The following is a 25,230-nucleotide window of genomic DNA, read 5'->3' as shown; positions in this document are numbered from 1 at the left end:
ATGCTATCCCAGCTGGCGGACGATGTGCGGTCCGAGCGCGTTGGCCAGCGGCAGCGGCAGCAGGCGCCACGCCTTGATCAGCAGCCGGAAGCGCGGGTTGAGCGGCTGCACGTCGCCGACCCGCCCGGCGCGGTGCAATTGGCATTCGTAGTGCAGCGGCTGCGGCTCGAAGCCCCAGTTCTTTTTGTACGCGAACGAGCCGGTGCCGAGCTTGCTGCGGCCGAAATCGAACAGCCGGCAGCCGTCTTCGCAGGCGCGGCGCATGACCTCCCAATACATGAAGTCGTTGGCGGCCAGCTTGCGCGCGGCCTCGCCGCCGCCGCCGTAGTAGGGCAGGATTTCACCGCGAAAATGGAAGCTGAGCACCGAGCTGACCACTTCGCCCGCGTGTTCGACGCTCAGCACCTCGCAGTCGTCGCCGAATTCCCGTTGCAACTCGCGGAAATAGCGCCGGCTGAACACGGGCGTGCCGAGCCGGTGGACGCTGTCGGCGTAGCAAGTAAAGAAACGTTCGGTATCGGCGTCGATGCCGCTGGCCAGGCCGCTGGCCATGCCTTTGCGCACCATCGCGCGGTGCTTGCGCGGGATGGCCAGCAGGTTGTGCTCGGGGTCGGACAGCAGCGGCTTGCGGAAGGTGGCGTAGACGTCCCGCGCGACCCAGTCCGCGTGGCGCCCGCGCAGCTGGCGGTATTCCAGATGGTCGACCCCGAGACGCGCGGCCAGCGCCTGCGCCTCGTTGTCGACGGCGGCGGCGGCCTGCTCGTCGGTGGCGGCGATGCCGCCGTAGACGCAGAACGGCAGCGAGCACAGGGTGTTTCCGAACAGCAGGCTCTTGATCTGCGCCAACGGCAGGATGGCGCGGATCTTGCCGGCCGACTCGGCGTACAGGAACCAGGTCGGATGGCCGAAGACCGTTTCGATGACCCGTTGCCAGCCGGCGCGGTGGAAGAAGGTCGCGTCGGGGCAACGCTGCACGAAATCGTCCCAGCGGGCGCGGTCTTGCGGCGCCATCACACCGACGGTGTAGGACGGCGCGCTCTGCTGACTGTGCTGCATCATGCGGTTCCCAGAAAAATATCGTCGATACGGCCCCAGCGGAAGTCGCCCAGCAGCCTGATGACGCGGTGTTCCATGCGGTGCAAATTCAGGTAGTGGCGGAAACGGGTTTTGAGTCCGATGCCGGCGGGCCTGGGCTGTCCCGGATCCAATTCCCAGGGGTGAAAGTAGAATATGCCAGCTTGTCCGTCATGCGAGTTGATGCGTCGCAAGGCCCAGCGCGAGGTGGCATAGGGCAGCAGGCGGAAATAACCGCCGCCGCCGGCCGGCAAGTTGCGCCCCAGTACACGCACCGTGCTGATCGGCAATTCCAGCAGGCCGCGCTCGCCCGTGGGGCGCGAGGCGAAGCGCGGCGCGTCGGGCATGCCATAGTGGTCGTGGCGGATCGGATAGATGCTCGAACTGTAGCGGTAGCCGGCCGCCTGCAGGCTGTCGAGCGCCCACAGGTTGCCGGCGGCGATCGAAAAACTGGGCGCGCGGTAGCCGTTGACGGCCTGGCCGCCCAGTTGCTCCAGCAGATTCTTGCTGAGCGTGACGTCGCGATGGAAGTCGTCCCGGCTCTGGTCGCTGGCGCGCAGGTGGGCGTAGCCGTGGCTGGCCAGCTCGTGCCCGCCGCCGACGATGCGCCGCACCAGCGCCGGGTAGCGCTCGGCGATCCAGCCCAAGGTGAAGAAGGTGGCGCGCGCCTGGTGGCGCTCGAGCAATTCGAGGACCAGGTCGACGTTGCGCTCGATCCGGCACGGCTGCGCCGCCCACTGCGCGCGCGGGATGTGGCGGTCGAAGGCCGACACCTGGAAATAGTCTTCGACATCGATCGTCAGCGCGTTGCGCGCCGGCACGGCGACGGCGGCGTTCATGGGCGTGCGTCGCGCCGGCTGGACAGCCACAGGCCGATGGCGGCGGCGATGCGCTCGGCCGCGCGGCCATCCCAGTGCTGGGGCACGCGCCCGGCCTTGCCGCCGTAGCGCAGGATGTCGCGGCACAGCGCCAGGATCACGGCCGGGTCGCGTCCGGCGATGGCGTTGCTGCCCTCGGTGACCGTGACCGGGCGCTCGGTGTTTTCGCGCAAGGTCAGGCAGGGCACGCCGAGCGCCGTGGTTTCCTCCTGCACGCCGCCCGAGTCGGTCAGCACCACCTTGGCGTTCTTCATCAGGCTGAGCATGTCCAGATAGGGCAGCGGCGGCAGGCACGCCAGCTGCGGCGCGTCCAGCAGCGCGGTCAGCTGGTGCTGCCTGAGCATGGCGCGGGTGCGCGGATGCAGCGGGAACAGCACCGGCAACTCCCCGCTGAGCTTGACGATGGTTTCCATCAGCGCGCGCAGGCGCTGCGGATCGTCGACGTTCGACGGCCGGTGCATGGTCAGCAGCGCGTACGGTTGGCCTTCCGGTACGAAGCCGGACAGGTTGGCGTCGTTCAACACCTGCGACACCGGCGGCGCGTGCGGCAACTGGCGCAGCAGCGTATCGATCATGACGTTGCCGACGAAATAGATGCGGTTGGCCGGCACGCCCTCGCGCAGCAGATTGGTCATGCCGCTCGACTCGCTGGTGAACAGCAGCTCGGACAGCTGGTCGGTGACGATGCGGTTGATTTCCTCCGGCATCGAGCGGTCGTAGCTGCGCAAGCCGGCCTCGACGTGGAAGACGGGAATGTTCTTCTTGGCCGCCGTCAGCGCGCAGGCCAGCGTGGAGTTGACGTCGCCCACCACCAGCACGGCGGCGGGCGCGGTTTGATCGAGCACCGGCTCGAAGCGCCGCATCACCTCGGCGGTCTGGACGGCGTGGCTGCCGGAACCGACTTCCAGGCGGAAATCCGGCTCGGCCAGCTCCAGCGTCTTGAAGAACTGGCCGTCCATGTCCTGGTCGTAATGCTGGCCGGTGTGGACCAGCAGGGTCTCGGCCTGGTAGTCGGCCTGCTTGATGGCGCGCAACACCGGCGCCATCTTCATCAGGTTGGGGCGCGCGGCGACGACGCAGGCGATACGGTTATTACGGGTGGTGGGGGAAGTTGGCATGGCCGCTCCGCTGAGAACGCCACCGGCAGGGCGGCACTGACGCATTTTCGCGGTGGTTGCAAACGGCGATCGGGACAGCGCAAGGCGCGGGCCTAATCATAATAACCATGGTATTCGCCACCGGAAAAACTCTTGCTCTTGTTATAGATGAGGCTGACGTTGGGACATTGCTCGATGCGCCGCAGCGCCTCCTTGACGTCGTGCTGCGTGGTGCGCTCGGACTCGACCACCATGACGATCTGCCCCATCTGCGACGCCAGCACGCTGGCCTCGGTGGTCATCAGCAGCGGCGGCGAGTCGAAGATCACGATGCGGTCGGCGTAGCGCTCGGCGATCTCGGTCAGCAGGCGGCTCATGCTGCGGCTGGCCAGCAGCTCGGTGGCGTGCTTGTTGGCGCGCCCGGCCGGCAGCAGGCTCAGGGTGCTGACGTTGGTGCGCAGGATGACGTCGGCCAGCTCGGTCTTGTCGCGCAACAGGATGTCCATCAGGCCCGGCTCGGGCGGCAGGCCCAGCACCTTGAGCACCGACGGCCGGGCGACGTCGGCGTCGACCAGCAGCACGGTGATATCCATTTCCATGGCGATGCTCATCGCCAGGTTGACCGCGCAATAGGTCTTGCCCTCGCCGGGCAGGGCGCTGGTGACGATGATCAGGTTGCCGTGGCGCAGGGGCGCGAGGTCGCGGTCGCCGCGCGCGTTGCGCAGCAGGGGCCGCTTGATGATGCGGAAATCCTCGGCCACCGGAGTGCGGCCGCCGTCGTGCGTGACCATGCCGAGCTGGGTCAGCCTGGCCAGGTTGAGGTCGACGCAGCGCGACGGCGGCGGCGCGGCCGGCAGCGCCGCCAGGTCTTCGGATTTGTCCATGGTCATCGTTGTGTTCCTATCGCAAGATGGTTGCCGCCAGCACGCCGCCGTACGCCACGAACAAACACGACAAGGCGGCGCCGAACGCATACTGGCCGCGCTGGCGCTTGGTCTTCTCGGTCTCGGTCCAGTTCATCGACACCGTGCCCAGCACCGGCAGGCCGGTGCGCTCGCGCAACTCGCCGGGACGCAGGAAAGTCGGCCGCACCTGGCTGATCAGCAGGGCGGTGGCGATGCCGCTCAACAGCGCGCCCCCCAGCACCAGGCTGAACATCAGCAGGCGGTTCGGACCGATCGGCGTCAGCGGCACGGTGGGGGGATCGATGATCTTGAAGGTCATCATGTCGGTCGTGGAGCTGAGGTCGCCCGACAGCTTGGCCGCCTCGCGCCGGCCCACCAGCTTCTCGTAGTTGTCCTTGTTGATCATGTAGTCGCGGTTGAGCTGGGACAGCGCCGACTCGACCTCGGGCACCGCGTCGGCCAGGGCCAGCAGACGCGCGTGGCGCGCGCCGTATTCCTGCACCCGGGCGGCGATCGCGGCCACCTTGGCGTCGGCCGCCGCCTGCGCCACCTTCAACTGTTGCAGCATCGGGCTGAAGTTCCGGCCGGGGTCGCCGGCCGTTTTGCGCTTGGCTTCCTCGAGCTTGCGCGCCTCGAGCTGTTCCAGCAGGCGCTTGGCGGCCACGATGTCCGGGTGCAGCTCGGTGTACTGCAGGCGCAGCGCGTCGAGGTTCTTGTTGATCGCCGCGATGCGCCCGTCGAGCTCGGGATTGTCGATGTCGGCCGGCGCCGTCTGGGTGTCGAGGATGGGCTCGTCGCCGCTGATCTGGCTGGTGATGGCGTTGCGCGCCTGTTGCGCCTCGACCAGCTCCAGCTTGGCCGCGTTGAGCGCGTCGGCCGACTGCTCCAGCTGGGCGCTGTAGTCGCTGCCCTGGTGCGGCAGCAGGCCGGCGTTCTTGCGCTTGAACTCCTTGAGCGAATTCTCGGCCGCGACCAGCTTCATTTCATAGGCCTTGATCTGGTCGTCGATGAATTGCACGGCCTTGCGCGATTCGCTGTTCTTGCCCTTGAAGCTGCCCTCGAGGAAGATCGTCAGCAGCGACTGGACCACGTCGCGCACCAGGCGCGGATTGCGGTTGTTATAGGTGATCGTATAGATGTCGAAATTGGCGGTGCCGCCGATCTTGATCTTGCCCATTAAATCGTCGAGCTGCTGCTGTTGATCGCGCGGGGTCTTGGCGTTGATGTCGAGATCGACCATGCGCATGACGCGCTCGACGTTGGGACGGCTGAGCAAGGTGCGGCTCATGATCGATACTTGCTGCTCGACATTGGGGACGCTGGTCATGCCCGCCAGCAGCGGCTTGAGGATGCTTTGGGTGTCGACGAACACGCGCGCGGTGGTCTGGTAGTCGTCCGGCAGCATGGCCACCTTGATCCATCCCAACGTTGCCACCAGCCACATGACGGAAATGGCGTACCAGCGGTATTTCCAAATCCCTTTCAGGCTCGAAATCAGCTGGTTGATTAACTCCTCCATATTCAAACATCTCCACTGACGGCGCACTCGGGAACTTAAATTATATGGCTGGGATAACACAAATTTCTCTTAACTCCACAGTGCTTGAGACAGATCAAGCGGAGTCAGCAGTGCTTTTCAGCTATGGAACTTTTGTCAAATGTCGAGGTCTGACCTATATGCCCAGTCGCCCGTTTGCCGGCGCTGGCCGACAGACCTGACAGGATGCCCACCGTGCCACACGACGATCCGATAGTTTCCTTTGATGCCAGTCCAGGCCTGCGCGACCTCGTGGTCGGCGAGGGCACAGGCGAAGCGCTGCTGGATCATCCGCTGGACCAGCAAACATTTCACATACGCATGGCCAATTCGCAAGGCCGGCGCGAGGCGGCCAGCCTGCTGCTCAAAAAGATGTACGGCTGGCGCGGCTACGCGGTGGACCCGAACGCCGCCCATACCCCGAATAAAATCACGCTGTTCGCCGAGACCGGCGGGGTCACCGTCGGCACCATGTCGCTGTGCCTGGACACGCCGGAGATCGGCTTGCCGGCCGATGAAAATTTCCGCGACCTGCTGGACGAATTGCGCGGCGGGCAGCGGCGCCTGTGCGAGCCGTCCAGGCTGGCGATCGACAAGGGCGTGTCCAAGCGCGTGTTCGCCGCGCTGATCCACATCTCTTATATCTACGCGCGCAATATCCACCGGTACACCGACTACATCATCGAGGTCAATCCGCGCCACGTGATGTTCTACAAGCGCATGCTCGGTTTCCGCGACTTCGGCGTGCAGCGTCAGTGCACGCGGGTGGGGGCGCCGGCCGTGCTGCTGCGGCTCGAGCTCGACTACATGGGCGAGCAAATCCGCCGGTTCGGCGGCCTGATGGAGGCGCACGACAGCGAACGTTCCTTCTATCCGTATTTCTTCCCCACGTGGGACGAACCCGGCATCACCGGGCGTCTGATCACCGGCCAGACATGAGCGCGGCCGGCGCAGCCTTGTTGCGGGGCCCGGCCTGCGCGCTGTGCAGATGGCGCCGGATGTCGGCGTTGGCCGGCGCCAGCGCGGCGGCCTGTTTCAGCAGCGGCAGCGCCCGTTCAATGTTGCCTTGCTCTACCAGTATCCAGCCCAGCGTGTCCAGCATGATCGGATTGGACGGGGCGGCCTTGACCGCGCGCTCGGCCAGGCCCAGCGCGCGCGGATCTTTTTGTTGTTGGTAAAGCCAGGCCAGGTTGTTCAGCACCACCGCGTGGCCGGGCGCCAGCTTCAGCAACTGCTCGAACTGTGCGATGCTGGCCGGAAAATCCTTTTCGGCCAGCAGGCTGGTGGCGAAAAACAGGCGCGTGGTGCGGTCGTCGGCATGCTTGTCCAGCCACTTTTGCATGTGCGCGCGCGCCTCGGACGATTTGTCGGACTGCACCAGCGCGCTGTACAAAGGGATCAGCGTCGGGCCGGAGGGTTGCAGATCGTAGGCCTTTTGATACGCCGCCAGCGCCGGCCGCACTTGCTTTTGCGCCATCAGCACATCGCCTTCCAGCTTGTAGCCCAGCGGCGCGTCGGCGCGCGCCTTCTGGAAACCCCTGACCGTTTGCAGCGCCCCCGTCCAATCGCGTTGACCGATCAGCACCCTGATGAGCGCGGCCCGGGCTTGCGGAAAGTCCGGCTGCAGCGACAGCGCCTTGTTCAACGCCTCGGCCGCGCCATCGTCGTCCTGGACGGCGAGGTGGGCGTCGGCGATGCGCAGCTGGATCTCGGCCGAGGTCGGCTGCAGCACGGCCAGCTTGGTCCAGTTCTCCAGCGCCGCATCCTTGTCGCCGCCGCGGCTTTGCAGCTCGGCCAGCAAGGCCAGCGCGTTGGCGTTCGACGGACTGGTCACCAGGATTTTCTCGGCCACCGCCTGCGCCTTCGGCAACTCGTCGGCGCTGGCATAAAAGGCCGCCAGCCGCAACGAGGCCTCGACGTGGTCCGGATGGTCGCGCACCGCCTGCTCCAGCCAGCGCCGCGCCTCGGCCTTGTTGGACCGCGCCAGCGCCAGATCGGCCAGCGCGGCAATGACGTCGGCGTTGCCCTGGTCCTTGTCCAGCGCCGCCTGCAGACGCTCGCGTGCCTGGTCGGGCTTGTTGTCGTGCAGATCCATGCGGGTCAGGTTGTTCAGCGCCGGCAGGTACAGCGGTTCGAATTTCAACGCCTTCTCGAAGCTGGCGCGGGCGCCCGCATTGTCGCGGTTCAGCAACAGCACGCCGCCCTTGAGATTTTGCACCATCGGATTTTTGTCCTGCCGCGCCTCCAGCCGCTTGACGGCTTCCAGCGCCTTGGCATATTCCTTGTTGCGCAGCTGGCTCAGCACCAGCAGCACGCCGGCCCGCGACGACTTGCCGTCCAGCAGGGTCGCGCGCTCGAGCTCGGCGATGGCGCGCGTGTTGTCGCCCATCCCCATATGGCTCATCGCCAACGCCGCGTGCAACATGGTCGCCTGCGGCGCCAGCGCGGCGGCCCGCTCGAGGTAGCCCGCCGCCTTGGCGAACTGGCGCAGCCGCATATGGATCTCGCCGGCCAGCGACAGCAGCTCCACATCTTGCTGATGCGTCGGCAGCAGCGGCTCGACCAGCGCCAGCGCCTTGTCCGCCGCGCCGGTGTTGACCAGCACCACGGCCAGCAGCTTGGTGGCGTAGGGCTGACCCGGATTGGCGTCGAGGAATTTGCGCAGGAAGGGCTCCGCTTGCGAAAACAGGCCCAGGCCGCGCAGCACCGCACCCATCAGCAGGTTGCTGGGCAAATGCTCGGGGGCGGTGCGCAACACCCGCTGCAAATGCTCCTGCGCGGGCGCCAGCTTGCCTTCGCGGAAGTCCAGCAGCGCCTGCGTGTAGATCAGCATCAAATTGTTCGAAGCGGTGCGGCTGGCGATGCCCAGTTCGGCGCGCGCCTGGTCGAACTTGCCCGCTTGGATATGCAGGCTGGCGATGTCCACGTGCGCCTGAACCTGCGCCGGATGCAGCTTCAGCACCTGTCGATAGGCGGCCAGTGCCTCCGGATTCTTGCCCAGCAAGCGCAGGATGTCGCCTTTCTGGCGCAAGGCGTCGACGTCGTCCGGGGAACGCGCCAGCGCGCGCTCGACCAACGCCAGCGCCGCGTCGGGCTTGTCGTCGCGCAGTTCCAGCCGAACCAGTCCGAGCAGCGCGGCCGGGTTGTCGGGATGTCCCGCCAATATCTGTTCGAACAGCTTGGCGCCTTCGTCGTCGCGGTTCAGTCCCACCAGCGCGTGGCCGCGCAGTGCCAGCAGTTCCGGCTGCGGCGTGTCGCCGCCGATCTCGTCGAGGATCTTGTTGTACTGGCCTTGCAGCAGCAGCGACTTGCCCAGCGACGGCATCACGTCGCCCCGATCCGTGCCCAGTTCCAGCGCGCGCCGCAATTCCTTCTCGGCCGACAGGACGTCGCCGGCGTCCAGGTAGAGCTGCCCCAGCATCAGCCGCGCCTGGCCGTTGGCCGGCGTCTGCTGCAACAGGTTCTTGAGCTGGATGACCGCCGACTTGGTTTCGCCCCTGGCCACGTGCTGGCGCGCCGCGGACAACAACTGTTCGTCGCTTTGCGTGCGGCCGCAGCCGGCCAGCAGCAACGGGATCAACAAAGTCAACAGGGCGCGCGGCAAGCGGGGCATGGGAATCTCCTGGATATGGGTATCGTAAGAGTAGGAACGTTAGCGGCGGCGGCGGTTGATCGGCCGCAAAGGGCGACCCCGTCAAGACAGCACACAGCGCAAACGGCGGTCGTTTGTGCCACCTCAAGCGCGACCATGAGGCCGTCCGTAGAATCGGCGAGACGTCTTTTAACGCTCTCAAACGAGGTGCTCAAATGGAAGTGGTCGCCGTTGTCGGGCTCGGGTATGTCGGCTTGTCGCTGGCGGTGTCGTTCGGCACGCGCCGGCGCACCATCGGACTGGATTTATCGGCGCGCAAGGTCGCCAGCTACCGCGCCGGGATCGATCCCAGCGGCGAGGTCTCCACGCAGCAGTTCGCCGCATCGCGCTGGCTGGAGATGGGATGCGACCCGGCCGCGTTGGCCGAGGCCGACTACATCATCGTCGCCGTGCCGACGCCGGTCGACAGCGCCCACAACCCGGACTTCTCGGCGCTGGTGGGCGCCAGCCAGTCGGTCGGGCGGCACATGAAGCCGGGCGCGGTGGTGGTCTACGAGTCCACCGTCTATCCCGGTGCCACCGAGGAAATCTGCATCCCGATACTGGAACAATGCTCGGGCCTGACGTGGCAGCGCGATTTCCACGTCGGCTTCTCGCCCGAGCGCATCAATCCGGGCGACAAGGAACACACGCTGACGTCGATCCGCAAAGTCGTCGCCGGCGATGACGCGCAGACGCTGGCGCGCGTGGCCGCGCTGTACGAGGAGGTGGTCGAGGCCGGCGTGCACCGGGCCTCCAGCATCAAGGTGGCCGAGGCCGCCAAGGTCATCGAGAACACCCAGCGCGACCTGAACATCGCGCTGATGAACGAACTGGCCATCATCTTCGACCGGCTGGAGATCGATACGCTGGAAGTGCTGCAGGCGGCCGGCACCAAATGGAACTTCCTGCCGTTCCGGCCCGGGCTGGTCGGCGGCCACTGCATCGGCGTCGATCCTTACTACCTGACGCACAAGGCGGAAATGCTCGGTTACCACCCGCACGTGATCCTGGCCGGGCGCCGCATCAACGACGGCATGGCCAAGTTCGTTGCCGAGAAAACGGTCAAGGAAATGGTGCGCGCCGGTTTCAAGCTCAAGGGCTGCAGGGTCAACGTGCTGGGCCTGACCTTCAAGGAGAACTGCCCGGACCTGCGCAACTCCAAGGTCGCCGACATGATCCGCGAGCTCGAATCGTACGGCTTGCAAGTGCATGTGCACGATCCGGTGGCCGACGCCGGCGAGGCGATGCACGAATACGGCGTCAAGCTCGAAAGCTGGGACGAGTTGCCGTGCGCGGAGGCGCTGATCGCCGCCGTGGCCCACCGCGAGCTGTCGGCCCGTCCGCTGGAGCAAGTGCGCGAGAAGATTGTCGCGGCCGGTTGCTTCATCGATTTGAAGTCGCAGTTCGACGAAGCGGCGCTGCGTCAGACCGGCCTGAGCGTCTGGAGGCTGTGATGGGCGATTATGAAAACGGCACGCCGGCGACGTCGGTCTACCAGAGCGCGCGCGAGCATCTGGAGCAGGAACAATACCGCTGGGTCGTCACCGGAGTGGCCGGGTTCATAGGTTCCAACCTGTTGCAGGCGCTGCTGGAACTCGGCCAGCGCGTGGTCGGAGTGGACAATTTCCTGACCGGCTGCCGCCACAACCTGGAACAGGTGCGCGAGCAGGTCGGACCGGCCGCGTGGCGCTGCTTCGAGCTGATCGAAGGCGACATCCGCGATCCGGCCGTCTGCCGGCGCGCCTGCGAGCGCGCCGATTTCGTGCTGCACCAGGCGGCGCTCGGTTCGGTCGCGCGCTCGATCGACGATCCGCTGCTGACCAACGACGTCAACATCGGCGGCTTCCTCAACGTGCTGGAAGCGGCGCGCCTGGCCGGCGTCCGGCGCATGGTGTACGCGGCGTCGAGCGCGACCTACGGCGATCATCCGGCGCTGCCCAAGCAGGAGGAGCACATCGGCAACGCCTTGTCGCCGTACGCGGTGACCAAGCATGTCAACGAGCTTTACGCCGGGGTGTATGCGCGCTGCTTCGGGATGCAGACCATAGGCTTGCGGTATTTTAATGTGTTCGGGCCGCGCCAGGACCCTTGCGGCGCGTACGCGGCGGTGATACCGCGCTGGATCTCGGCGATGATCGAGCAGCGGCCGGTGGTTATCAATGGCGACGGCGAGAGTAGTCGTGATTTTTGTTATGTGGCTAATGCGGTGCAGGCCAACCTGCTGGCGGCGCTGGTGGACAATCCAGCCGCCGTTAATCAGGTCTATAACGTGGCGCTTAACGCGCGCACGAGTTTGAACGAGCTGTATCTGATCCTGCACGGCTTGCTGGTCGAGCGGTATCCGCATTTGCGCGATGATCAGCCCCGCTATGGGGAGTTTCGCGCCGGCGATGTGCGGCATTCGCAGGCCGATATTTCGAAGGCGGCCGATTTGCTGGGTTATGTGCCGACGCATGATTTGCAGCGGGGGCTGCAGCAGGCGTTGCGGTGGTATGTCGGGCAGCTGGATGTGGGGGCGCGGGTGGAGTCCGGGGGGTAGGTATTTTCCGGCGTTGGCGGCGGCGCAGAGATGGCGGATTACGCTGCGCTAATCCGCCCTACGTGGAACACCTGTTCATTTTGGTCCCGTTTCCTTTTAGCTTGCCGGTTGTGTGATCGTTATGGTTCGGGCGACGCCGCGGAAGTCGACGGTGTGCAGCGTGACCGGCTTGCGCCACACGCGGCAGACGTAGTTCATTACCTGTTCCGCCTGGTCCAGATCCAGGCCGCGGCCGTCGCGGGCGTGGTCGTGGCGCAGCACCAGGCCGCCGTCGTCGTGCATGCGCTCGACCGCGATGCAGGGCGAGCCGTAGTTGTATTTCGGCGCCAGGATCGCTTCGCGCACGTCGTCGATGTCCCGGCTTACCACCCGCGTTTCGCCATCCTTGCGCGCCTGGTAGCTGAACAAGTCCAGCTCCTCGGCCAATTCGTGGTCCAGATGGTTGCGGATGAAACCGAAGTCGTCCTCGTCCGCGCATATGCGCCGGGCCGCGTCCACGCCGTGCCGGCCGATGATGCGTTCCCACATGCTGTAACCCAGGTGATAAGGATTGACCGCCAGCGCCAGTTGCTGCTCTCCCGCGTACGGCCGCACGACGTCGGAATGGGCCTTCAACGCTTGCAGATACAGCTCGTGCGGCAGGAAGTCGGCCTCACGCAACAGCCGCGCGTGCCAGTAGGAGGCCCAGCCCTCGTTCATGATTTGGCAGGCGTGCACCGGGTAGAAATAGAACGATTCCTCCCGCACCGCCAGGAAGATGTCGCGCTCCCAGTCCTGCAGCTCGGGCGCGTAGCGGGCGATAAACCACAGCAGATCCTGCTCGGGATACGGCGGCATCAGGCGCGACGGCGGCTCGCGCGGGCGCGGCGGGGCCTCGCCTGGCAAGCCCTGGTAGCGTTGCAGGAAGCCGTCCGCGGCGGGCGGCGCGCCGTTCCCGGCTGCCTCCGCCGATCCGGCTTCGGCCGGCGCGGGGTAGGGCGGCCGGTACAACTCCTGGTTGATGTCGATGTGCGGCTCCAGCGCCAGCGCCGCGTCCAGCACGGCTTCGACGCGCTTTTGCCCGTGCCGCGCCAGCGCGTCCTCCAGCCGGTGGGCGCGCGCCGCGCTTTGCTCGAGGATGCGGCCACCCGCCATCGACATGAAGCGGACGAACAGCGCGTTGCGGCGCACGAAATCGGCGTGCCCGATCACGTGGGCGCTGACCAGCGTGTTTTCCGCCAGGCTGTTGCTGTCCATCATATAGGCGCGGCACGGGTCGCCGGGAAACATCACCTCGAACAGCCGCGAATGCCCCATGTGCTGATGCAGCAGCTGATGGATGTAGCGCACGCCGAACGACCAGTGGCGCATGCGCACCGGCACGCCATAGACGGCGATCTCCAGCATGAAATTCTGCGGCACCAGTTCGAACTCGACCGGATAATATTCCAGCCCCAGCTCGTGCGCGAGCTGTTCGATGCGGGCGGCGTAGTCCTTCAGCGTGCTCATTGCGCGGCCTGCTTGGTGAGAAATTGCCGGATGGCGGTAAAAACGTCGTCGCCGCTGCTGAGAACGGCGCTGGACACGGGCAGCCCCTGGCGCTCGCGCTCCTTCCACAAGCGTCCCATTTCGGTTTCCAGCACGCGCGGCATGCCGGGCAGGGTTTCGACGTAGGCCATGTGGTTCAGGCGCTTGGCCAGCCGGCCCAGCGCGTTGCTGGCGGCCGAGCGGTCCTCGGAGAAATTGTCGCCGTCCGAGGCGTAGAACAGATAGCTGTTGAAACTGGCTTCGTCGTACTGTTCCTCCAGCAGCGACAGCGCCAGGCGGAAGCCGCTGGACGCCAGCGTGCCGCCCATGCCGCTGACCTGGAAGAAGTCCGCCTCGCTGAACTCCCACGCGCGCGCGGCGTGCGCCAGAAAACGCAGTTCCACCCGCCTGTAGGTCTTGCGCAATCCCCGCAGTGCCAGGAAGAAGAAGGTCTTGGCCAGGCGCCGCTCGGCCTGGGTCATGCTGCTGGACACGTCGAGCACGAAGAACACCACCGCGTTGCTGCTGGGACGCGGGTGCCGGACCAACTGCCTGAAGCGCAGATCGTCGTTGGTGAACGGCGCCGGCCGCGTCTGCACGGCGCGCCGCTTGATCGCCTCCTTGACGGTGCGCCGCCGGTCGAGCCGCGAGCGCGCGCCGCGCTTGTCCCAGCCTTCGCGCACGTAGTCCGGCTCGTCGAGCGTGGCGGTGCCGCGCGGTTGCAATTCGGGTAGCTTGAATTCGTCCCACAGCCATTCGAGGATGTCGTCGATGGCAAACTCCATCAACAGCTTGACCTCGCCATCCTCGTTGCCGCCTTCGCCGTCGTCATCGGCGTCGTAGTTGGGCGGACGCAGCACGTCGCCGGGCTGGGCCGGTCCCTGGCCGGCGCCGGTGGTGGCGCGGCCGCTGGCGAGCTTGAAGCGGGCGTGTTCCAGCAGCTTCAATGGTACCTGCACGCTACGCTGGTCCGGCCCCGTCATCAGGTCCGGCGCCGAGATGACGTCGGGCAAATGCTGGCGCACCGCCTCGCGCACCTTGTCGTTGTGCCGCAGCCAGTCGCGCGCCCCGCGTGAAAACAGGTCGTACCAGTCGCTTTGGCCGGTTTGCATCGTCACTCCTGCGCCAGCAAGGTGGTGACATAGTTGAGCGCTTCGCGCGCGCAATGGCTGTCGTAGCCGTACTCGTCGACCAGCCGGCGCTCGACGGCGGAGATCTTGGCGCGCACCTCGTCGTCGGGGCGCTTGGCCGAGCTGACCAGCCGCAGCACGTCGCGCCGCTGCTCGAACAGGTACTGCTGCAGTGCGTCGCGCAACTGGGCGTGGCTGCCCAGGCCGAAGCGTTCGCCGCGTTTGTAGGCGCTCATGGCCTTGCGCACCACCTCCTGCCGGAACGATTGCTTGCCGGAGTCGGAAATATGAATCTTTTCCTCGACCGCGCGCAGGAAGCGCTCGTCCGGGCGCCGCTCCTCGCTGGTGATCGGGTCCTTGACCTGGCGGTTGTCGAGCATCGCTTCGACCTCGTCCAGATATTTGCCGAGCAGTTCCTCGACCTCCTGTTCGAACGAGACGAACAAGGCCTTGTGCACGTCCTCCTTGACCCAGCGGTTATAAAATTCCTTGCGCGTCAGCACCAGATAATCGACCCATTTGCGCTTGCGGGCCGGCTCGATGCGGGCGTCGCTCTCGATGCCGTCCTTGAGGGCCAGCAGCAGGTCCATGGTGCTGAGGCTGCTGCGCTGCGACTGGATGATGGCGTTCGACAGCGCGTTGATGACGAAGCGCGGCGACACCCCCGACAGCCCCTCGTCCGGCGCCTTTTCCTTGTTGCGCACCCGCAGCGCCTCCGAGTGGTGCACGCCGTCGACGTCCTCGCCGGCGTGGATGCGCACCCGGCGCGCCAGTTCGTTGTCGCGGTCCTCGCCCTCGTGCAGGCGGCTCAGCACGGCGAACACGGCCGCCGCGTGCAGCACGTGCGGGTCCAGGTGGACGCTGCGGAAGGCCGGCGCCGCCGCCAGGATCAGCTTGTGGTAGATGCGCGCCTCCTCGCGGTAGTTGAGCGTGTACGGCACTTGCACGATGACCATGCGGTCGAGCAGGCCCTCGTTTTCGCTCTCCTGCAGGAACTTGCGGAACTCGGCCAGGTTGGTGTGGGCGAGGATCGTCTCATCCAGGTAGATCAGCGGAAAGCGCGCGACCTTGACGTTTTTCTCCTGCGTCAACGTCAGCAACAGGTAGAGGAATTCGCGCTTGACCTTGAGGATCTCGATCATCTCCAGCATGCCGCGGCTGGCCGCGTACACGGCGCCCGACCACGACCACGCGCGCGGATCGCCCTCGTCGCCGTACTCGGCCACCTTGGACAGGTCGACCGAGCCGACCAGGTCGGCGATGTCGGCGGTGTTCGGATCGTGCGGGGCGTAGGTGCCGATGGCGCTGCGGCCCGCCTCGGACACGAAGATGCGTTCGACCGGCATGCGCAGGAAGTCGCCGGCCAGCTCGTCCTCCAGCCGCGCCCGGCAGTGGGGACACAGCTCGCCGGCCACGTCGACGTCGTAGGTCTCGCGGAAGCCGGAGCGCATCGTGTGCGGCACCAGATGCAGCGGCGACTCGCGCACCGGACAGCCGGCGATGCCGTACAGCGCGCCCTCGTCGGTGTGGCTGTATTCCTCGAGGCCGCGCTTGAGCCGGATCACCAGGGTCGACTTGCCGCCCGAGGGCGGCCCCAGCAGCAGCAACAGGCGGCGGCCGACCTCGGAACCGGCGGCGGCGGCCTTGAAATAGTCCGCCACGCGCGCCAGCGCGTCGTCGATGCCGAACAGCTCGTCCGCGAACAGGCTGCAGCGCAGCTTGCCGTCCTGGTCCTCGTTGCCGCTCCAGCGCAGCATGTCCCAGATGTACTGGTGGGAACTGCGCGCGAACCGGCACGGGGAGGCCGGCAGCACCTGCCGCATGAATTGCGAGAAACTGCCGGTCCAGTGGCCGGCCCGGTGCTGACGCGTGAAGGCCAGCAGCCGGTCCTGAAACTGTGCCTCGCCTGTTGCTTGATCTGACAGTGGATCCATCGTCGCCTTTCCTCCCGCGCCCGGACGCCCGGCACTTCGGAGTATGGTCCGACGTCTGGCAGGTCGCCTGATCTGCCTCAAATGGAAAAACGGATTTTTATGGCTGTAAAGCGGTCGCTTTCCCGGACCAGGCAAAAAAAAGCCGCGGCACCGAAAGGTGTCGCGGCTGGTGGCCGGAGGCGCGCGCGGATCAGTGCGGCGCGTAGTTGCCGCTGGCCGCTTCCTTGATGACGCGGCCGGCGGTGCGCGCGGCGCTGGTGGCGGGGCCGGCCATGCCGTCGCCGGCATCGTGCGCCATGCCGACCAGGCCGACGGCAGCTTGGGCATCGCCGGCGCTGGCCGCGCGCTCGAACAAGGCGAGCGCCTCGCCGCGCTTGGCCGGGTTCGACAGGTAGCGCAGCGCCAATTCGCGCTGGGCCACGGCGGAACCCTGGTCGGCCCATTCCTGCAAGCGGCGCTCGGCGGCGGGCTGACCCTGCGGACCGATCTGCATCGCGGCGGCTTCAATCACCGTCGAGGCGGGTACAGTACCTTCCTGCGCCTGGCAGGCGATCAACGCTCCGACCAGAACCAGAACCGATGATACCAACACGCCCGACTTGTTGAATAAATCCATATTTTAGTTACCCTTGGTAATCGCCATTCAAGACGCATTGCAGCATTATACTTGCACTGTGGCAAATTGTCTATTACGCAATAACACGCAGTTGATAAATTGCGTGCGAGATTTTACGATGTTGTCCAAATTTGTGGCGCACGCCCCGTTGTCACGGTGTACCGCGCGAATGGTGGCGATATTAGCATGAACGCTTTGGTGCTTAGGATTGCAAGTGCCGGGGGAGGGTAACAGTTGTAACCAATCGTTAGCAAGGCTGGAGACGCCGGAATGGGGCGGGCTGGTGTGCGCTGCAACATGGGGCCGGGTTGCAATTGTTGCGTGAACAGGGGCGTTTTGGCGGGGATTGGTGAGCTTGCGAGGGGGGGGCGCGTGCCGGGGCGGGCGCCATTGGCGGCTTTCACATGGCGGATTACGCTTCGCTAATCCGCCCTACGTGGTGCCGTTGCTCGTCAGCCAGGCGTCGGCTTGCTGCAGTACCAGCCGGTATTCCGATTCCAGCGCCGTGAACAACTCCGGGACCTGCCCGTCCTGGCGCTCGGCGATCGCTTGTTCCAGCTTCAGCGAGGCCGCCACCAGGCGCTTGGCGCCCAGCGTGCCGATCGAACCGCGCAGGCTGTGGAAGATCTTGCCGGCGTCGTCCAGGCGTTGTTCGTCCAGCGCGGCCCGGGCCAGCGTGAACGGTTCCATGCCCGGCGCGCAGGCGTCGCGCACGATTTTGGAGACGATGGCCAGCGCCTTGTCGTCGTTGCCCATGTATTTGAGCAGCGTGGCGACCGAGAATACACTCTCTTCGGTTTTGGTCGGACTGGCTTCAGACATACGTCGCTCCACGGCAAACAATTCGCTTCATCATACCCTGTCCAAGCCATGTTGCCGTACAGATTGTTACATTTTTCTTAAATCTAATTTAGGCAACATCAAAAGATTTATTGTTGACTGTTGCTAAATTGCTGCGCCAGCGTCTGCAATGGGGCGGTGGACGGTGCCGGCGCGATGCCGGCCGGGGCGGCCACGCGGACCGGCTTGCCGCCGCCGCTGGCCGAGTGCAGCACATTGCCGGTGGTTTCCGGCGCGGCGTTCCAGACCGGATTGTCGAGTCCCTCGAACACGCGCTTGAGCTGGTCGCCCCAAGTGTTGCGGATCATCTGGAAATACTGGTTGCGCTCGTCGATGGTGACGAAATGCGTCACCGCCAGCCGGTCCGTCTCATACACCAGCAAATCGAGCGGCAGGCCGACCGAGACGTTGGAGCGCAGCGTCGAATCCATCGAGATGAGCGCGCACTTGGCGGCGTCGTCGAGCCGGGTGGCCGGCGTGACCACGCGGTCGATGATCGGCTTGCCGTACTTGGCCTCGCCGATCTGGAAATAAGTGTTCTCGTCGTGCGATTCGATGAAGTTGCCGGCCGAGTAGATCTGGAACAGGCGGCAGCGCTCGCCCTTGATCTGGCCGCCGAAAATGATGCTGACGTTGAATTCGATGCCGAACGCGGCCAGCGACTCGGCGTCGCGCGCATGCACCTGGCGCACGGCGTCGCCGAGGATGCGGGCCGCCTCGTACATATTGGGCGCGTTCCACAGGCTGTGGCCGTCCGCGTCGACGTGTTCGGACACCAGCTGGCGTATCGATTGCGAGATCGACAGGTTGCCGGAGGTCATCATCACCATCATGCGCTCGCCGGGCATCTCGAACACGCTCATTTTGCGGAAGGTGCCGACCTGGTCCACGCCGGCGTTGGTGCGCGAGTCCGATAAAAACACCAGCCCGGCATCGAGGCGCATGCCCACACAATAAGTCATCGTCGTAAAGTATTGAAGAAAAGAACGACTATTTTACACCCGGGAATTACTTGGACGTAATTTTGACGTCGATCGCCATCGATTCCTGGCCGCCGCCGCGCCGCACGCCGCGCACCGGGGCGGCGGCGTCGTAGTCGCGCCCGATCGCCAGGCGGCAATAGGCGTCCGTCATCAGGCGCGCGTGGGTGACGTCGATGCTGATCCAGCCGACGTAATCCTTGTCCTCGGCCCAGGCGTCGACCCAGGCGTGGCTGGCCGCGTGGTCGCTGTCGCCGGGATCGATGTAGCCCGACACGTAGCGCGCCGGGATGCCGTGCGCGTGGCAGCAGGCCAAAAACAGGTGCGCATGGTCCTGGCACACGCCCTGGCCCAGCGCCAGCGCGTCGCTGGCGGTGGTGGTGACGGCGGTCGCACCGCTTTGATACCGGACCGCACCAAAGATGTGCTCGGCAAGCGAGAGCAGGTCCTTGCTGCGCGCGCGCCCGTCCGGCAGGCAGGAGGCGGCCAGCTCCAGGATGCCTGGCGTGGCCTCGGTCAGCCCGGTCGGCACCGTGAAAATCAGCGGCGGCAGCGTGTCGCCGTTCGGCACCCGGCCCTTGGGCGGCGCCTCGGTCTCGACGACGCCGGCGGCGACGATCGACAAGCCCTGGTGCGGCGTGGCCATCGTCATCATGTGCGACAGGTTGCCGTAGGCGTCGGTATAGGCGTGCACGTGGCCCGGCATGGCGATGCCCCAGGACGCCACGTGTTGCTGCGGCTCCTTGCGCGGGGTCAGGTGCAGCTGCTGGATGGTGTAGGCCAGCGGCGTGGTGTAGCCGTAGCGGGTTTCATGGCGGATCGTCAGACGCATGGGCCAGCCTTTCTCAAGCCGCCAGCGGCACCAGGAAATCGCGGCTGACGCGGTTGCCCAGTTGGTTGATGTCGGCCAGGAAGCGGGTCAGCGTTTCGTGCAGCCCGGCCTCGAGGATGTCGTCGATGTTGCTGAATTGCAGAGCCGCGCGCAGCCGGCCGGCCAGGCGCTCGGTGTCGGCCGAGACGTCGTTGCGCACCTCCGCCAGGTTCTGCACCACCTCGTCCATGCACGCCAGCAGCGAGCGCGGCATGTCGCCGCGCAGCATCAGCAACTCGGCGATGCGCGCCGGCGTGATGACGTCGCGGTACACCTTGCGGTAGATCTCGAAACCCGACACCGAACGCAGCAGCGCGCCCCAGTAATAGAAATCGTGCTGGCTCATCGCCTCGCTGCGGGTGGCCTCGGCGCCGCCGCCGTGGAACTTGACGTCGAGGATGCGCGCGGTGTTGTCGGCGCGCTCGAGGAAGGTGCCCAGGCGGATGAAATGGACGGCCTCGTCGCGCAGCATGGTGCCGACGGTGACGCCGCGCGACAGGTGCGAGCGGAACTTGACCCATTCGAAGAACTTGCTCGGATCGTCCTCCAGCAGGTCGCTGGCCAGGCGCTTCTGCATGTCGAGCCAGGTCTGGTTCTGGATTTCCCACACTTCGGTGGTCAAGGTACCGCGCACGGCGCGGGCGTTCTCGCGCGCCTCGGTCAGGCAGGCCACGATCGACGACGAATTGTCCGGATCGCGCACCATGAAGTCGATGACCTCGCGCGCCTCGAGCGTCTGGTGCTTGGCGTCGTAGGCGGCCTGCAGCTCGGAAATGCCGAGCATGGCCCGCCAGCCGTGGGCGTTGTCCTCGTCCGATTGCGGCAGCATCGACGTCTGCACGTTCACATCGAGCATGCGGGCGGTGTTTTCGGCGCGCTCGGTGTAGCGCGCCATCCAGAACAGGTGATCGGCGGTACGGCTTAACATAGTGTCTCCTTATTTATACTCAGCGTTCCAGTATCCAGGTATCCTTGGTGCCGCCGCCTTGCGACGAGTTCACCACCAGCGAGCCCTCCTGCAGCGCCACCCGGGTCAGCCCGCCCGGCACCATCGAAATGGTCTTGCCCGACAGCACGAACGGCCGCAGATCGATGTGGCGCGGCGCGATGCCGTCCTCGACATAGGTGGGGCAGGCCGACAGCGCCAGGGTCGGCTGGGCGATGTAGCCGTCCGGCTTGGCCAGCAGGCGCTGGCGGAAGTCCTCGACCTGCGCCTTGGTCGACGCCGGCCCGACCAGCATGCCGTAGCCGCCGGCGCCGTGCACCTCCTTGACCACCAGCTCCTCCAGATGGGCCAGCGTGTAGGCCAGGTCTTCCTTCTTGCGGCACTGGTAGGTCGGCACGTTGTTGAGCACCGGCTCCTCGGACAGGTAGAACTTGATCATGTCCGGCACGAACGGGTAGATCGACTTGTCGTCGGCCACGCCGGTGCCGATGGCGTTGGCCAGGGTGACGCGGCCGGCGCGGTACACCGACAGCAGGCCCGGCACGCCGAGCGAGGAATCCGGACGGAACGCCAGCGGGTCGAGGAAATCGTCGTCCAGGCGCCGGTAAATGACGTCGACGCGCTTGGGGCCGCGCGTGGTGCGCATGAACACGGTGTTGTCGCTGACAAACAAATCCTTGCCCTCGACCAGCTCCACGCCCATTTGCTGGGCCAGGAAGGCGTGCTCGAAATAGGCCGAGTTGTACATGCCGGGGGTCATCACCACCACGGTCGGGTCGTTGATGCCCATCGGCGCGACCGAGCGCAGGTTGTCGAGCAGCAGGTCGGGATAGTGGTCGACCGGCGCGATCTTGTTGCGGGCGAATAGTTCCGGGAACAGCCGCATCATCATCTTGCGGTCCTCCAGCATGTAGGAAACGCCGGACGGCACCCGCAGATTATCCTCAAGCACATAAAACTCGCCGGCGCCGGCGCGCACGATGTCGACCCCGGCGATGTGGGCGTAGATGTCCGACGCCACGTTGATGCCTTGCATCTCGGGCCGGTACTGGGCGTTCTTGTAGATCTGCTCGGCGGGAATCAGGCCGGCCTTGACGATGTTCTGGTCGTGGTAGATGTCATGGATGAACATGTTCAAGGCCTTGACCCGTTGGATCAGGCCGGCTTCCATCTTTTTCCACTCGGCGGCGGGGATGATGCGGGGAATGGTGTCGAACGGGATCAGGCGCTCGGTGCCGGCGTCGTCGCCATACACGGCGAAGGTGATGCCGACCCGGCGGAAGGTGAGGTCGGCCTCGGCCCGCTTGCGCTCGATGGTTTCGGCGGACTGGCGCTGCAACCAGCCGCAAAACTCGCGGTAGTGCTCACGTACCTCGGCGCTGGCGTGGTGGGCCAGGCCGTCAGCGGTCATTTCGTTGAAAAATTTTGCCATATCGAACGTTCCTCTGTGGAGTACTCTTGTCTTCTATCAAGAAGCGTGCCAGAGAGAATGCCCGATATTGGTGCGTTTACACTATTGGGATAGATACACTGTGGATGATAAAGAAGCAAAACGCCAAGGCACGCTGCGAAGCATACCTTGGCGTAGGGAATTGTGCTGGACAGAACGCAATCGTGCCGACCAGCCTGGCAATTACAGGTTGCCGCTGCCCGAGCCAGTCCGGCTGCTGGTGTAGCCCGGATCGCTTTGCAGGCTGCCGCTGCCGGTGCCCATCACGCTGCCGCTGGCGGTGCGGGTGCCGGGTGCGGCCTGCTGGGTGCCATAGAAGTTGTGCAGCTGCGTGCTGAACTCGGCGCTGGCCATGTCGGGCCAGTTATCCTTGTCGAAGCCGGGCGCGTTTTTCAGGTGGTCTTTGGATACGTCCAGCATGAAGCGCTTGTTGACGGTGTCCAGTTGCAGCGCTTCCCAAGGGACGGCGAACAGCTTGTCGCCCATGCCCAGCCAGCCGCCGAACGACAGCACGGCGTAGGCGACTTTGCCTTGGCGCATGTCGAGCATGATTTCCTTGATGTCGCCGAGGTCTTCTTCCTGGCGGTTGTAGACGTCCTCACCGATAAGCGTGTCGGCGCCCATCAGACGGGGGCCGGGGCCGCTGTTGACGTCGAGGTCGTTGTCGAGGTCATTGTAAATGCCGTAGGTATCGCGGTCTAGGTAGCTCATGATGGTCTCCAAGTGGTTGAACAAGTCCCGTCATACGTGCCGCGGGAACAGGGAACATCATGCGGCCACGACGACGGTAGAGGTATAGGTGCGCGTGCGGTATCGGTGTAGGACAGGGATGAGTTCTTGGGGAACATAGCATCCACGTAGGGCGGATTAGGCGGCACGCCGTAATCCGCCATTGCATGAGCCGTCGAGACGCACGCGATGGCGGATTACGCTGCGCTAATCCGCCCTACGTGGAACGACGGTGTATCAGCCGTCCCCGCGCAGCGCGCCCGCCAACAGCTTGGCCGTCCCGCAAGCAAACGTGAACCCCAGCGCGCCATGCCCGACATTCAGCCACAAGTTGCCGTAGCGCGTGGCGCCGACAATGGGCGCGCCGCCCGGCGTCGCCGGCCGCAGCCCGGCCCAGCTTTCGACGTTGTCGTAGTCGGCCGCGTGCGGCATCGCTTGCCGCGCCAGCCGCATCAGGCCACGCACCCGGCCACGGTCGATGGCCAGATCGGCGCCCACCAGGTCGACCATGGCCGCCACCCGCAGGCGCCCACCTATGCGCGCATACAACACCTTGCGTTCGAAATCGGTCACGCTGATGTCCGGCGGCCGGTCGCCGGCGCGTATCGGCGCCGTCAGGCTGTAGCCTTTGAGCGGATACAGCGGCAGGTGGATACCGGCGCCGGCCGCCAGGTCGCGGCTGTCGATGCCGGCCGCGAGCACATAGTGATCGGCCGCCATCGGCCCGGCCGACGTGTCGAGACGGCCCAGGCGGCCGCCCTCGACCCGCATGGCGTGCACGTCGGCATGGACGACGCCCAGAAAGTTCGCGTGCGCGCGCAGGCGCAATTCCAGCGCCAGGCAGAAGGCCTGGCAGTCGGCCACCGCCTCGCCCGGGGTGTGGATGCCGCCGGCGAGCGCGTCCCGCAGCGCCGCCAGCGCCGGCTCGCGCCCCACCGCCTCGGCGGGCGACAGCACCTCGGCGTCGGCGCCGGCCAGCCCGGCGGCGCGCTTGAACAGCGCGCGGTCGCGGTAGACCACCAGCTTGCCGGCCTCGCGCCAGGCGAACTCGGACGGCGGCACCAGCGCCGACAACTCGGCCATTCCGTTGCGGCTCAGTTCACCGAGGCGCAGCAAGGTCGCGGTGGTGCGGCGGTTGGTGTCGGCGTTGCAGTGGCGCAGGAATTGCAGCAGCCAGCGCCATTGCCGCAGGTCCGCCTCCGGACGGAAGCGCAACGGCCCGTCGCGCTGCAACAGCCAGTGCAATGCCTTCAACGGCACGCCGGCGTCGGCCAGCGGCGCCACGTATCGATAGCTGAGCTGGCCCCCGTTGCGGCTGCTGGCCATGCCGCCGACTCGCGCCTGGCGCTCGACCAGGCGCACCTGAAAACCGGCCTCGGCCAGCCACCAGGCCGACGTCAGGCCGATCACGCCGCCGCCGATGACGATCACCTCGCTCATCGGCCGGTGTCTCGCGGTGGCAACAATTTGGCGCTGATGGCGGATTCCATTCCTGTCCCTGCGATGGTCGGTGCGACACAGCATACCGCGCGCGGCGCCCCGGTGCCAACCCGAGCCGGTGCCGTATCGCTATGTTAGGAAGTGCACGTCCGGCAACGGTTGATGCCGCAAGCACGCGTTTGCCGATTACACTGGCGACATCGAACCCATCGAGGCATGACGATGCTTACAACTGAAATCCCCAGCCAGGAACATGCCGGCCTGGACCAATATCCGGTGGCCGACCTGGTCGCCACGCTGATCGGCGACCAGTTCAACGCGGTCGTGGCGGCGCGGCAGGCGGGCGCGGCGATCGTGGCGGTCGTCGAGGCGGCGGTGCCGCGCATCGCCGCCGGCGGCCGGTTGATCTACGTGGGCGCGGGCACCTCGGGCCGGCTCGGCGTGCTCGACGGGGTCGAGCTGCATCCGACCTTTTCCTGGCCGCACGAGCGGGCGCTGTCGCTGTTGGCCGGCGGCAAGGGCGCCATGTTCCTGGCCGTCGAGGGCGCCGAGGACGACGCCGGCCAGGGCGCGGCCGACCTGGCCGCCTTGGGGCCCGGCCGCAACGACGTGGTCCTGCTGCTGGCGGCGTCGGGCGCCACGCCGTACGTGCTGGGGGCGCTGGAGGCGGCGCGCGACAGCGGCGCGCTGACCGTCGGCATCGCCAATAATCCCGGCGCGCCGCTGGTGACGCGGGCCGGACTGGGCATCACGCTCGACACCGGCGCCGAGGTCATCTCCGGCAGCACGCGCCTGAAGGCGGGCACGTCGCAGAAAATCGTGCTCAACACGATATCGAGCGCCATCATGGTCCGCCTGCACAAGGTCTACGGCAACCTGATGGTGGACATGAAACCCAGCAATTCCAAGCTGGTCCGGCGTGCCGTCGCGCTGACGATGCACGCCACCGGCGCCGACGAGGCGCGCGCCCGCGCGGCGCTGGAACAGTGCGGCTTCCACGTCAAGGTCGCGATTGTGGCCTTGCTGCGGCAATTGCCGGTGCCGCAGGCGCAAGCCTTGCTCGACCGCAGCGCCGGCAGTGTGCGCGCCGCGCTGTTGCTGCAGCAGTAAAACTTTATTATTTA

At 65.9% G+C, this 25,230-nt stretch carries 21 protein-coding genes; 4 read left to right on the top strand and 17 right to left on the bottom strand.

All coding sequences use genetic code 11. From position 1 onward, the window contains the following. Positions 1–3 precede the first annotated feature (3 nt). The 5 genes from JOD97_RS02870 to JOD97_RS02850 all read right to left on the bottom strand — a co-directional run bounded on the left by JOD97_RS02870 (position 4) and on the right by JOD97_RS02850 (position 5,473). On the bottom strand, positions 4–1,059 hold the full coding sequence (locus JOD97_RS02870; protein ID WP_229264160.1) for a FemAB family XrtA/PEP-CTERM system-associated protein: 1,056 nt from the start codon (positions 1,057–1,059) through the stop codon (positions 4–6). After that, positions 1,056–1,913, bottom strand: coding sequence for an XrtA system polysaccharide deacetylase (locus JOD97_RS02865; RefSeq protein WP_209713107.1), 858 nt, complete (start codon positions 1,911–1,913; stop codon positions 1,056–1,058). The genes JOD97_RS02870 and JOD97_RS02865 overlap by 4 nt, the downstream gene beginning before the upstream one ends. Continuing rightward, positions 1,910–3,070 carry a non-hydrolyzing UDP-N-acetylglucosamine 2-epimerase gene (gene wecB, locus JOD97_RS02860; RefSeq protein ID WP_209713106.1) on the bottom strand — a complete coding sequence of 387 codons (1,161 nt, stop codon included), beginning with the start codon at positions 3,068–3,070 and terminating at the stop codon, positions 1,910–1,912. Before wecB ends, JOD97_RS02865 begins: the two co-directional genes overlap by 4 nt. Positions 3,071–3,162: 92 nt before the next feature. Then, positions 3,163–3,933, bottom strand: a complete 771-nt coding sequence (locus JOD97_RS02855) for an XrtA-associated tyrosine autokinase (protein ID WP_229264312.1) — start codon at positions 3,931–3,933, stop codon at positions 3,163–3,165. A gap of 16 nt (positions 3,934–3,949) precedes the next feature. Continuing rightward, complete coding sequence (locus JOD97_RS02850; protein WP_209713104.1) at positions 3,950–5,473, bottom strand: XrtA system polysaccharide chain length determinant; 1,524 nt, start codon at positions 5,471–5,473, stop codon at positions 3,950–3,952. A 204-nt stretch (positions 5,474–5,677) separates the two neighbouring features. Between JOD97_RS02850 and JOD97_RS02845 the strand changes: the two genes are divergently transcribed. Further along, on the top strand, positions 5,678–6,430 hold the full coding sequence (locus JOD97_RS02845) for a long-chain N-acyl amino acid synthase (protein ID WP_209713103.1): 753 nt from the start codon (positions 5,678–5,680) through the stop codon (positions 6,428–6,430). Here the strand turns inward: JOD97_RS02845 and prsT are convergent. Beyond that, positions 6,414–9,104: an XrtA/PEP-CTERM system TPR-repeat protein PrsT gene (gene prsT / locus JOD97_RS02840; protein WP_209713102.1), complete on the bottom strand. Its 2,691-nt coding sequence runs from the start codon at positions 9,102–9,104 to the stop codon at positions 6,414–6,416. The two genes, JOD97_RS02845 and prsT, sit on opposite strands and share 17 nt — an antisense overlap. A gap of 194 nt (positions 9,105–9,298) precedes the next feature. On the opposite strand from prsT, the gene JOD97_RS02835 reads away from it, so the two are divergent. Next, a complete protein-coding gene (locus JOD97_RS02835; RefSeq protein WP_209713101.1) occupies positions 9,299–10,579 on the top strand; it encodes a nucleotide sugar dehydrogenase in 1,281 nt (426 codons plus the stop codon). Continuing rightward, on the top strand, positions 10,579–11,664 hold the full coding sequence (locus tag JOD97_RS02830) for an SDR family oxidoreductase (RefSeq protein WP_209713100.1): 1,086 nt from the start codon (positions 10,579–10,581) through the stop codon (positions 11,662–11,664). The genes JOD97_RS02835 and JOD97_RS02830 overlap by 1 nt, the downstream gene beginning before the upstream one ends. Positions 11,665–11,760: 96 nt before the next feature. Here the strand turns inward: JOD97_RS02830 and JOD97_RS02825 are convergent, their stop codons facing one another. From JOD97_RS02825 to JOD97_RS02775, 11 genes are all read right to left on the bottom strand, one after another. Next, positions 11,761–13,152: a SpoVR family protein gene (locus tag JOD97_RS02825; RefSeq protein WP_209713099.1), complete on the bottom strand. Its 1,392-nt coding sequence runs from the start codon at positions 13,150–13,152 to the stop codon at positions 11,761–11,763. Further along, on the bottom strand, positions 13,149–14,282 hold the full coding sequence (locus JOD97_RS02820; protein ID WP_209713098.1) for a DUF444 family protein: 1,134 nt from the start codon (positions 14,280–14,282) through the stop codon (positions 13,149–13,151). Before JOD97_RS02820 ends, JOD97_RS02825 begins: the two co-directional genes overlap by 4 nt. A gap of 2 nt (positions 14,283–14,284) precedes the next feature. Next, complete coding sequence (locus JOD97_RS02815) at positions 14,285–16,234, bottom strand: serine protein kinase (RefSeq protein WP_209713097.1); 1,950 nt, start codon at positions 16,232–16,234, stop codon at positions 14,285–14,287. Between the two features lie 190 nt (positions 16,235–16,424). Next, positions 16,425–16,850: a hypothetical protein gene (locus JOD97_RS02810; protein WP_209713096.1), complete on the bottom strand. Its 426-nt coding sequence runs from the start codon at positions 16,848–16,850 to the stop codon at positions 16,425–16,427. 432 nt (positions 16,851–17,282) lie between these two features. Beyond that, complete coding sequence (locus JOD97_RS02805) at positions 17,283–17,672, bottom strand: Hpt domain-containing protein (RefSeq protein WP_209713095.1); 390 nt, start codon at positions 17,670–17,672, stop codon at positions 17,283–17,285. Between the two features lie 107 nt (positions 17,673–17,779). Next, a complete protein-coding gene (locus JOD97_RS02800; protein ID WP_209713094.1) occupies positions 17,780–18,652 on the bottom strand; it encodes a proteasome-type protease in 873 nt (290 codons plus the stop codon). Positions 18,653–18,698: 46 nt separating this feature from the next. Continuing rightward, positions 18,699–19,502 (bottom strand): transglutaminase family protein, encoded by an 804-nt coding sequence (locus JOD97_RS02795; protein ID WP_209713093.1) that lies wholly within the window; start codon positions 19,500–19,502, stop codon positions 18,699–18,701. Between the two features lie 13 nt (positions 19,503–19,515). After that, positions 19,516–20,469 carry an alpha-E domain-containing protein gene (locus JOD97_RS02790; protein ID WP_209713092.1) on the bottom strand — a complete coding sequence of 318 codons (954 nt, stop codon included), beginning with the start codon at positions 20,467–20,469 and terminating at the stop codon, positions 19,516–19,518. Between the two features lie 19 nt (positions 20,470–20,488). Continuing rightward, positions 20,489–21,919, bottom strand: coding sequence for a circularly permuted type 2 ATP-grasp protein (locus JOD97_RS02785; RefSeq protein WP_209713091.1), 1,431 nt, complete (start codon positions 21,917–21,919; stop codon positions 20,489–20,491). 201 nt (positions 21,920–22,120) lie between these two features. After that, positions 22,121–22,648, bottom strand: coding sequence for a PRC-barrel domain-containing protein (locus tag JOD97_RS02780; protein WP_209713090.1), 528 nt, complete (start codon positions 22,646–22,648; stop codon positions 22,121–22,123). A 255-nt stretch (positions 22,649–22,903) separates the two neighbouring features. Then, positions 22,904–24,106, bottom strand: coding sequence for a D-amino acid dehydrogenase (locus JOD97_RS02775; RefSeq protein ID WP_209713089.1), 1,203 nt, complete (start codon positions 24,104–24,106; stop codon positions 22,904–22,906). 222 nt (positions 24,107–24,328) lie between these two features. On the opposite strand from JOD97_RS02775, the gene JOD97_RS02770 reads away from it, so the two are divergent. After that, positions 24,329–25,216: an N-acetylmuramic acid 6-phosphate etherase gene (locus JOD97_RS02770; protein WP_209713088.1), complete on the top strand. Its 888-nt coding sequence runs from the start codon at positions 24,329–24,331 to the stop codon at positions 25,214–25,216. Positions 25,217–25,230 lie beyond the last annotated feature (14 nt).

Source organism: Duganella sp. 1411 (assembly GCF_017833525.1).
Lineage (GTDB): Bacteria > Pseudomonadota > Gammaproteobacteria > Burkholderiales > Burkholderiaceae_D > Rugamonas.
Note: the sequence above shows the minus strand (reverse complement) of the source record. Positions and strands in the feature narration are given on the sequence as shown.

Bases quoted from the DNA above. Each gene is read 5' to 3' on its own strand.
- JOD97_RS02785 (WP_209713091.1), bottom strand. From the start codon at position 21,919: ATGGCAAAATTTTTCAACGAAATGACCGCTGACGGCCTGGCCCACCAC.
- JOD97_RS02780 (WP_209713090.1), bottom strand. From the start codon at position 22,648: ATGAGCTACCTAGACCGCGATACCTACGGCATTTACAATGACCTCGAC.
- JOD97_RS02800 (WP_209713094.1), bottom strand. From the start codon at position 18,652: ATGACTTATTGTGTGGGCATGCGCCTCGATGCCGGGCTGGTGTTTTTA.
- JOD97_RS02770 (WP_209713088.1), top strand. From the start codon at position 24,329: ATGCTTACAACTGAAATCCCCAGCCAGGAACATGCCGGCCTGGACCAA.
- JOD97_RS02845 (WP_209713103.1), top strand. From the start codon at position 5,678: ATGCCCACCGTGCCACACGACGATCCGATAGTTTCCTTTGATGCCAGT.
- JOD97_RS02805 (WP_209713095.1), bottom strand. From the start codon at position 17,672: ATGTCTGAAGCCAGTCCGACCAAAACCGAAGAGAGTGTATTCTCGGTC.
- JOD97_RS02810 (WP_209713096.1), bottom strand. From the start codon at position 16,850: ATGGATTTATTCAACAAGTCGGGCGTGTTGGTATCATCGGTTCTGGTT.
- JOD97_RS02855 (WP_229264312.1), bottom strand. From the start codon at position 3,933: ATGGACAAATCCGAAGACCTGGCGGCGCTGCCGGCCGCGCCGCCGCCG.
- JOD97_RS02790 (WP_209713092.1), bottom strand. From the start codon at position 20,469: ATGTTAAGCCGTACCGCCGATCACCTGTTCTGGATGGCGCGCTACACC.
- JOD97_RS02820 (WP_209713098.1), bottom strand. From the start codon at position 14,282: ATGCAAACCGGCCAAAGCGACTGGTACGACCTGTTTTCACGCGGGGCG.
- JOD97_RS02795 (WP_209713093.1), bottom strand. From the start codon at position 19,502: ATGCGTCTGACGATCCGCCATGAAACCCGCTACGGCTACACCACGCCG.
- wecB (WP_209713106.1), bottom strand. From the start codon at position 3,070: ATGCCAACTTCCCCCACCACCCGTAATAACCGTATCGCCTGCGTCGTC.
- JOD97_RS02825 (WP_209713099.1), bottom strand. From the start codon at position 13,152: ATGAGCACGCTGAAGGACTACGCCGCCCGCATCGAACAGCTCGCGCAC.
- JOD97_RS02775 (WP_209713089.1), bottom strand. From the start codon at position 24,106: ATGAGCGAGGTGATCGTCATCGGCGGCGGCGTGATCGGCCTGACGTCG.
- JOD97_RS02815 (WP_209713097.1), bottom strand. From the start codon at position 16,234: ATGGATCCACTGTCAGATCAAGCAACAGGCGAGGCACAGTTTCAGGAC.
- JOD97_RS02830 (WP_209713100.1), top strand. From the start codon at position 10,579: ATGGGCGATTATGAAAACGGCACGCCGGCGACGTCGGTCTACCAGAGC.
- JOD97_RS02835 (WP_209713101.1), top strand. From the start codon at position 9,299: ATGGAAGTGGTCGCCGTTGTCGGGCTCGGGTATGTCGGCTTGTCGCTG.
- JOD97_RS02850 (WP_209713104.1), bottom strand. From the start codon at position 5,473: ATGGAGGAGTTAATCAACCAGCTGATTTCGAGCCTGAAAGGGATTTGG.
- JOD97_RS02865 (WP_209713107.1), bottom strand. From the start codon at position 1,913: ATGAACGCCGCCGTCGCCGTGCCGGCGCGCAACGCGCTGACGATCGAT.
- JOD97_RS02870 (WP_229264160.1), bottom strand. From the start codon at position 1,059: ATGATGCAGCACAGTCAGCAGAGCGCGCCGTCCTACACCGTCGGTGTG.
- prsT (WP_209713102.1), bottom strand. From the start codon at position 9,104: ATGCCCCGCTTGCCGCGCGCCCTGTTGACTTTGTTGATCCCGTTGCTG.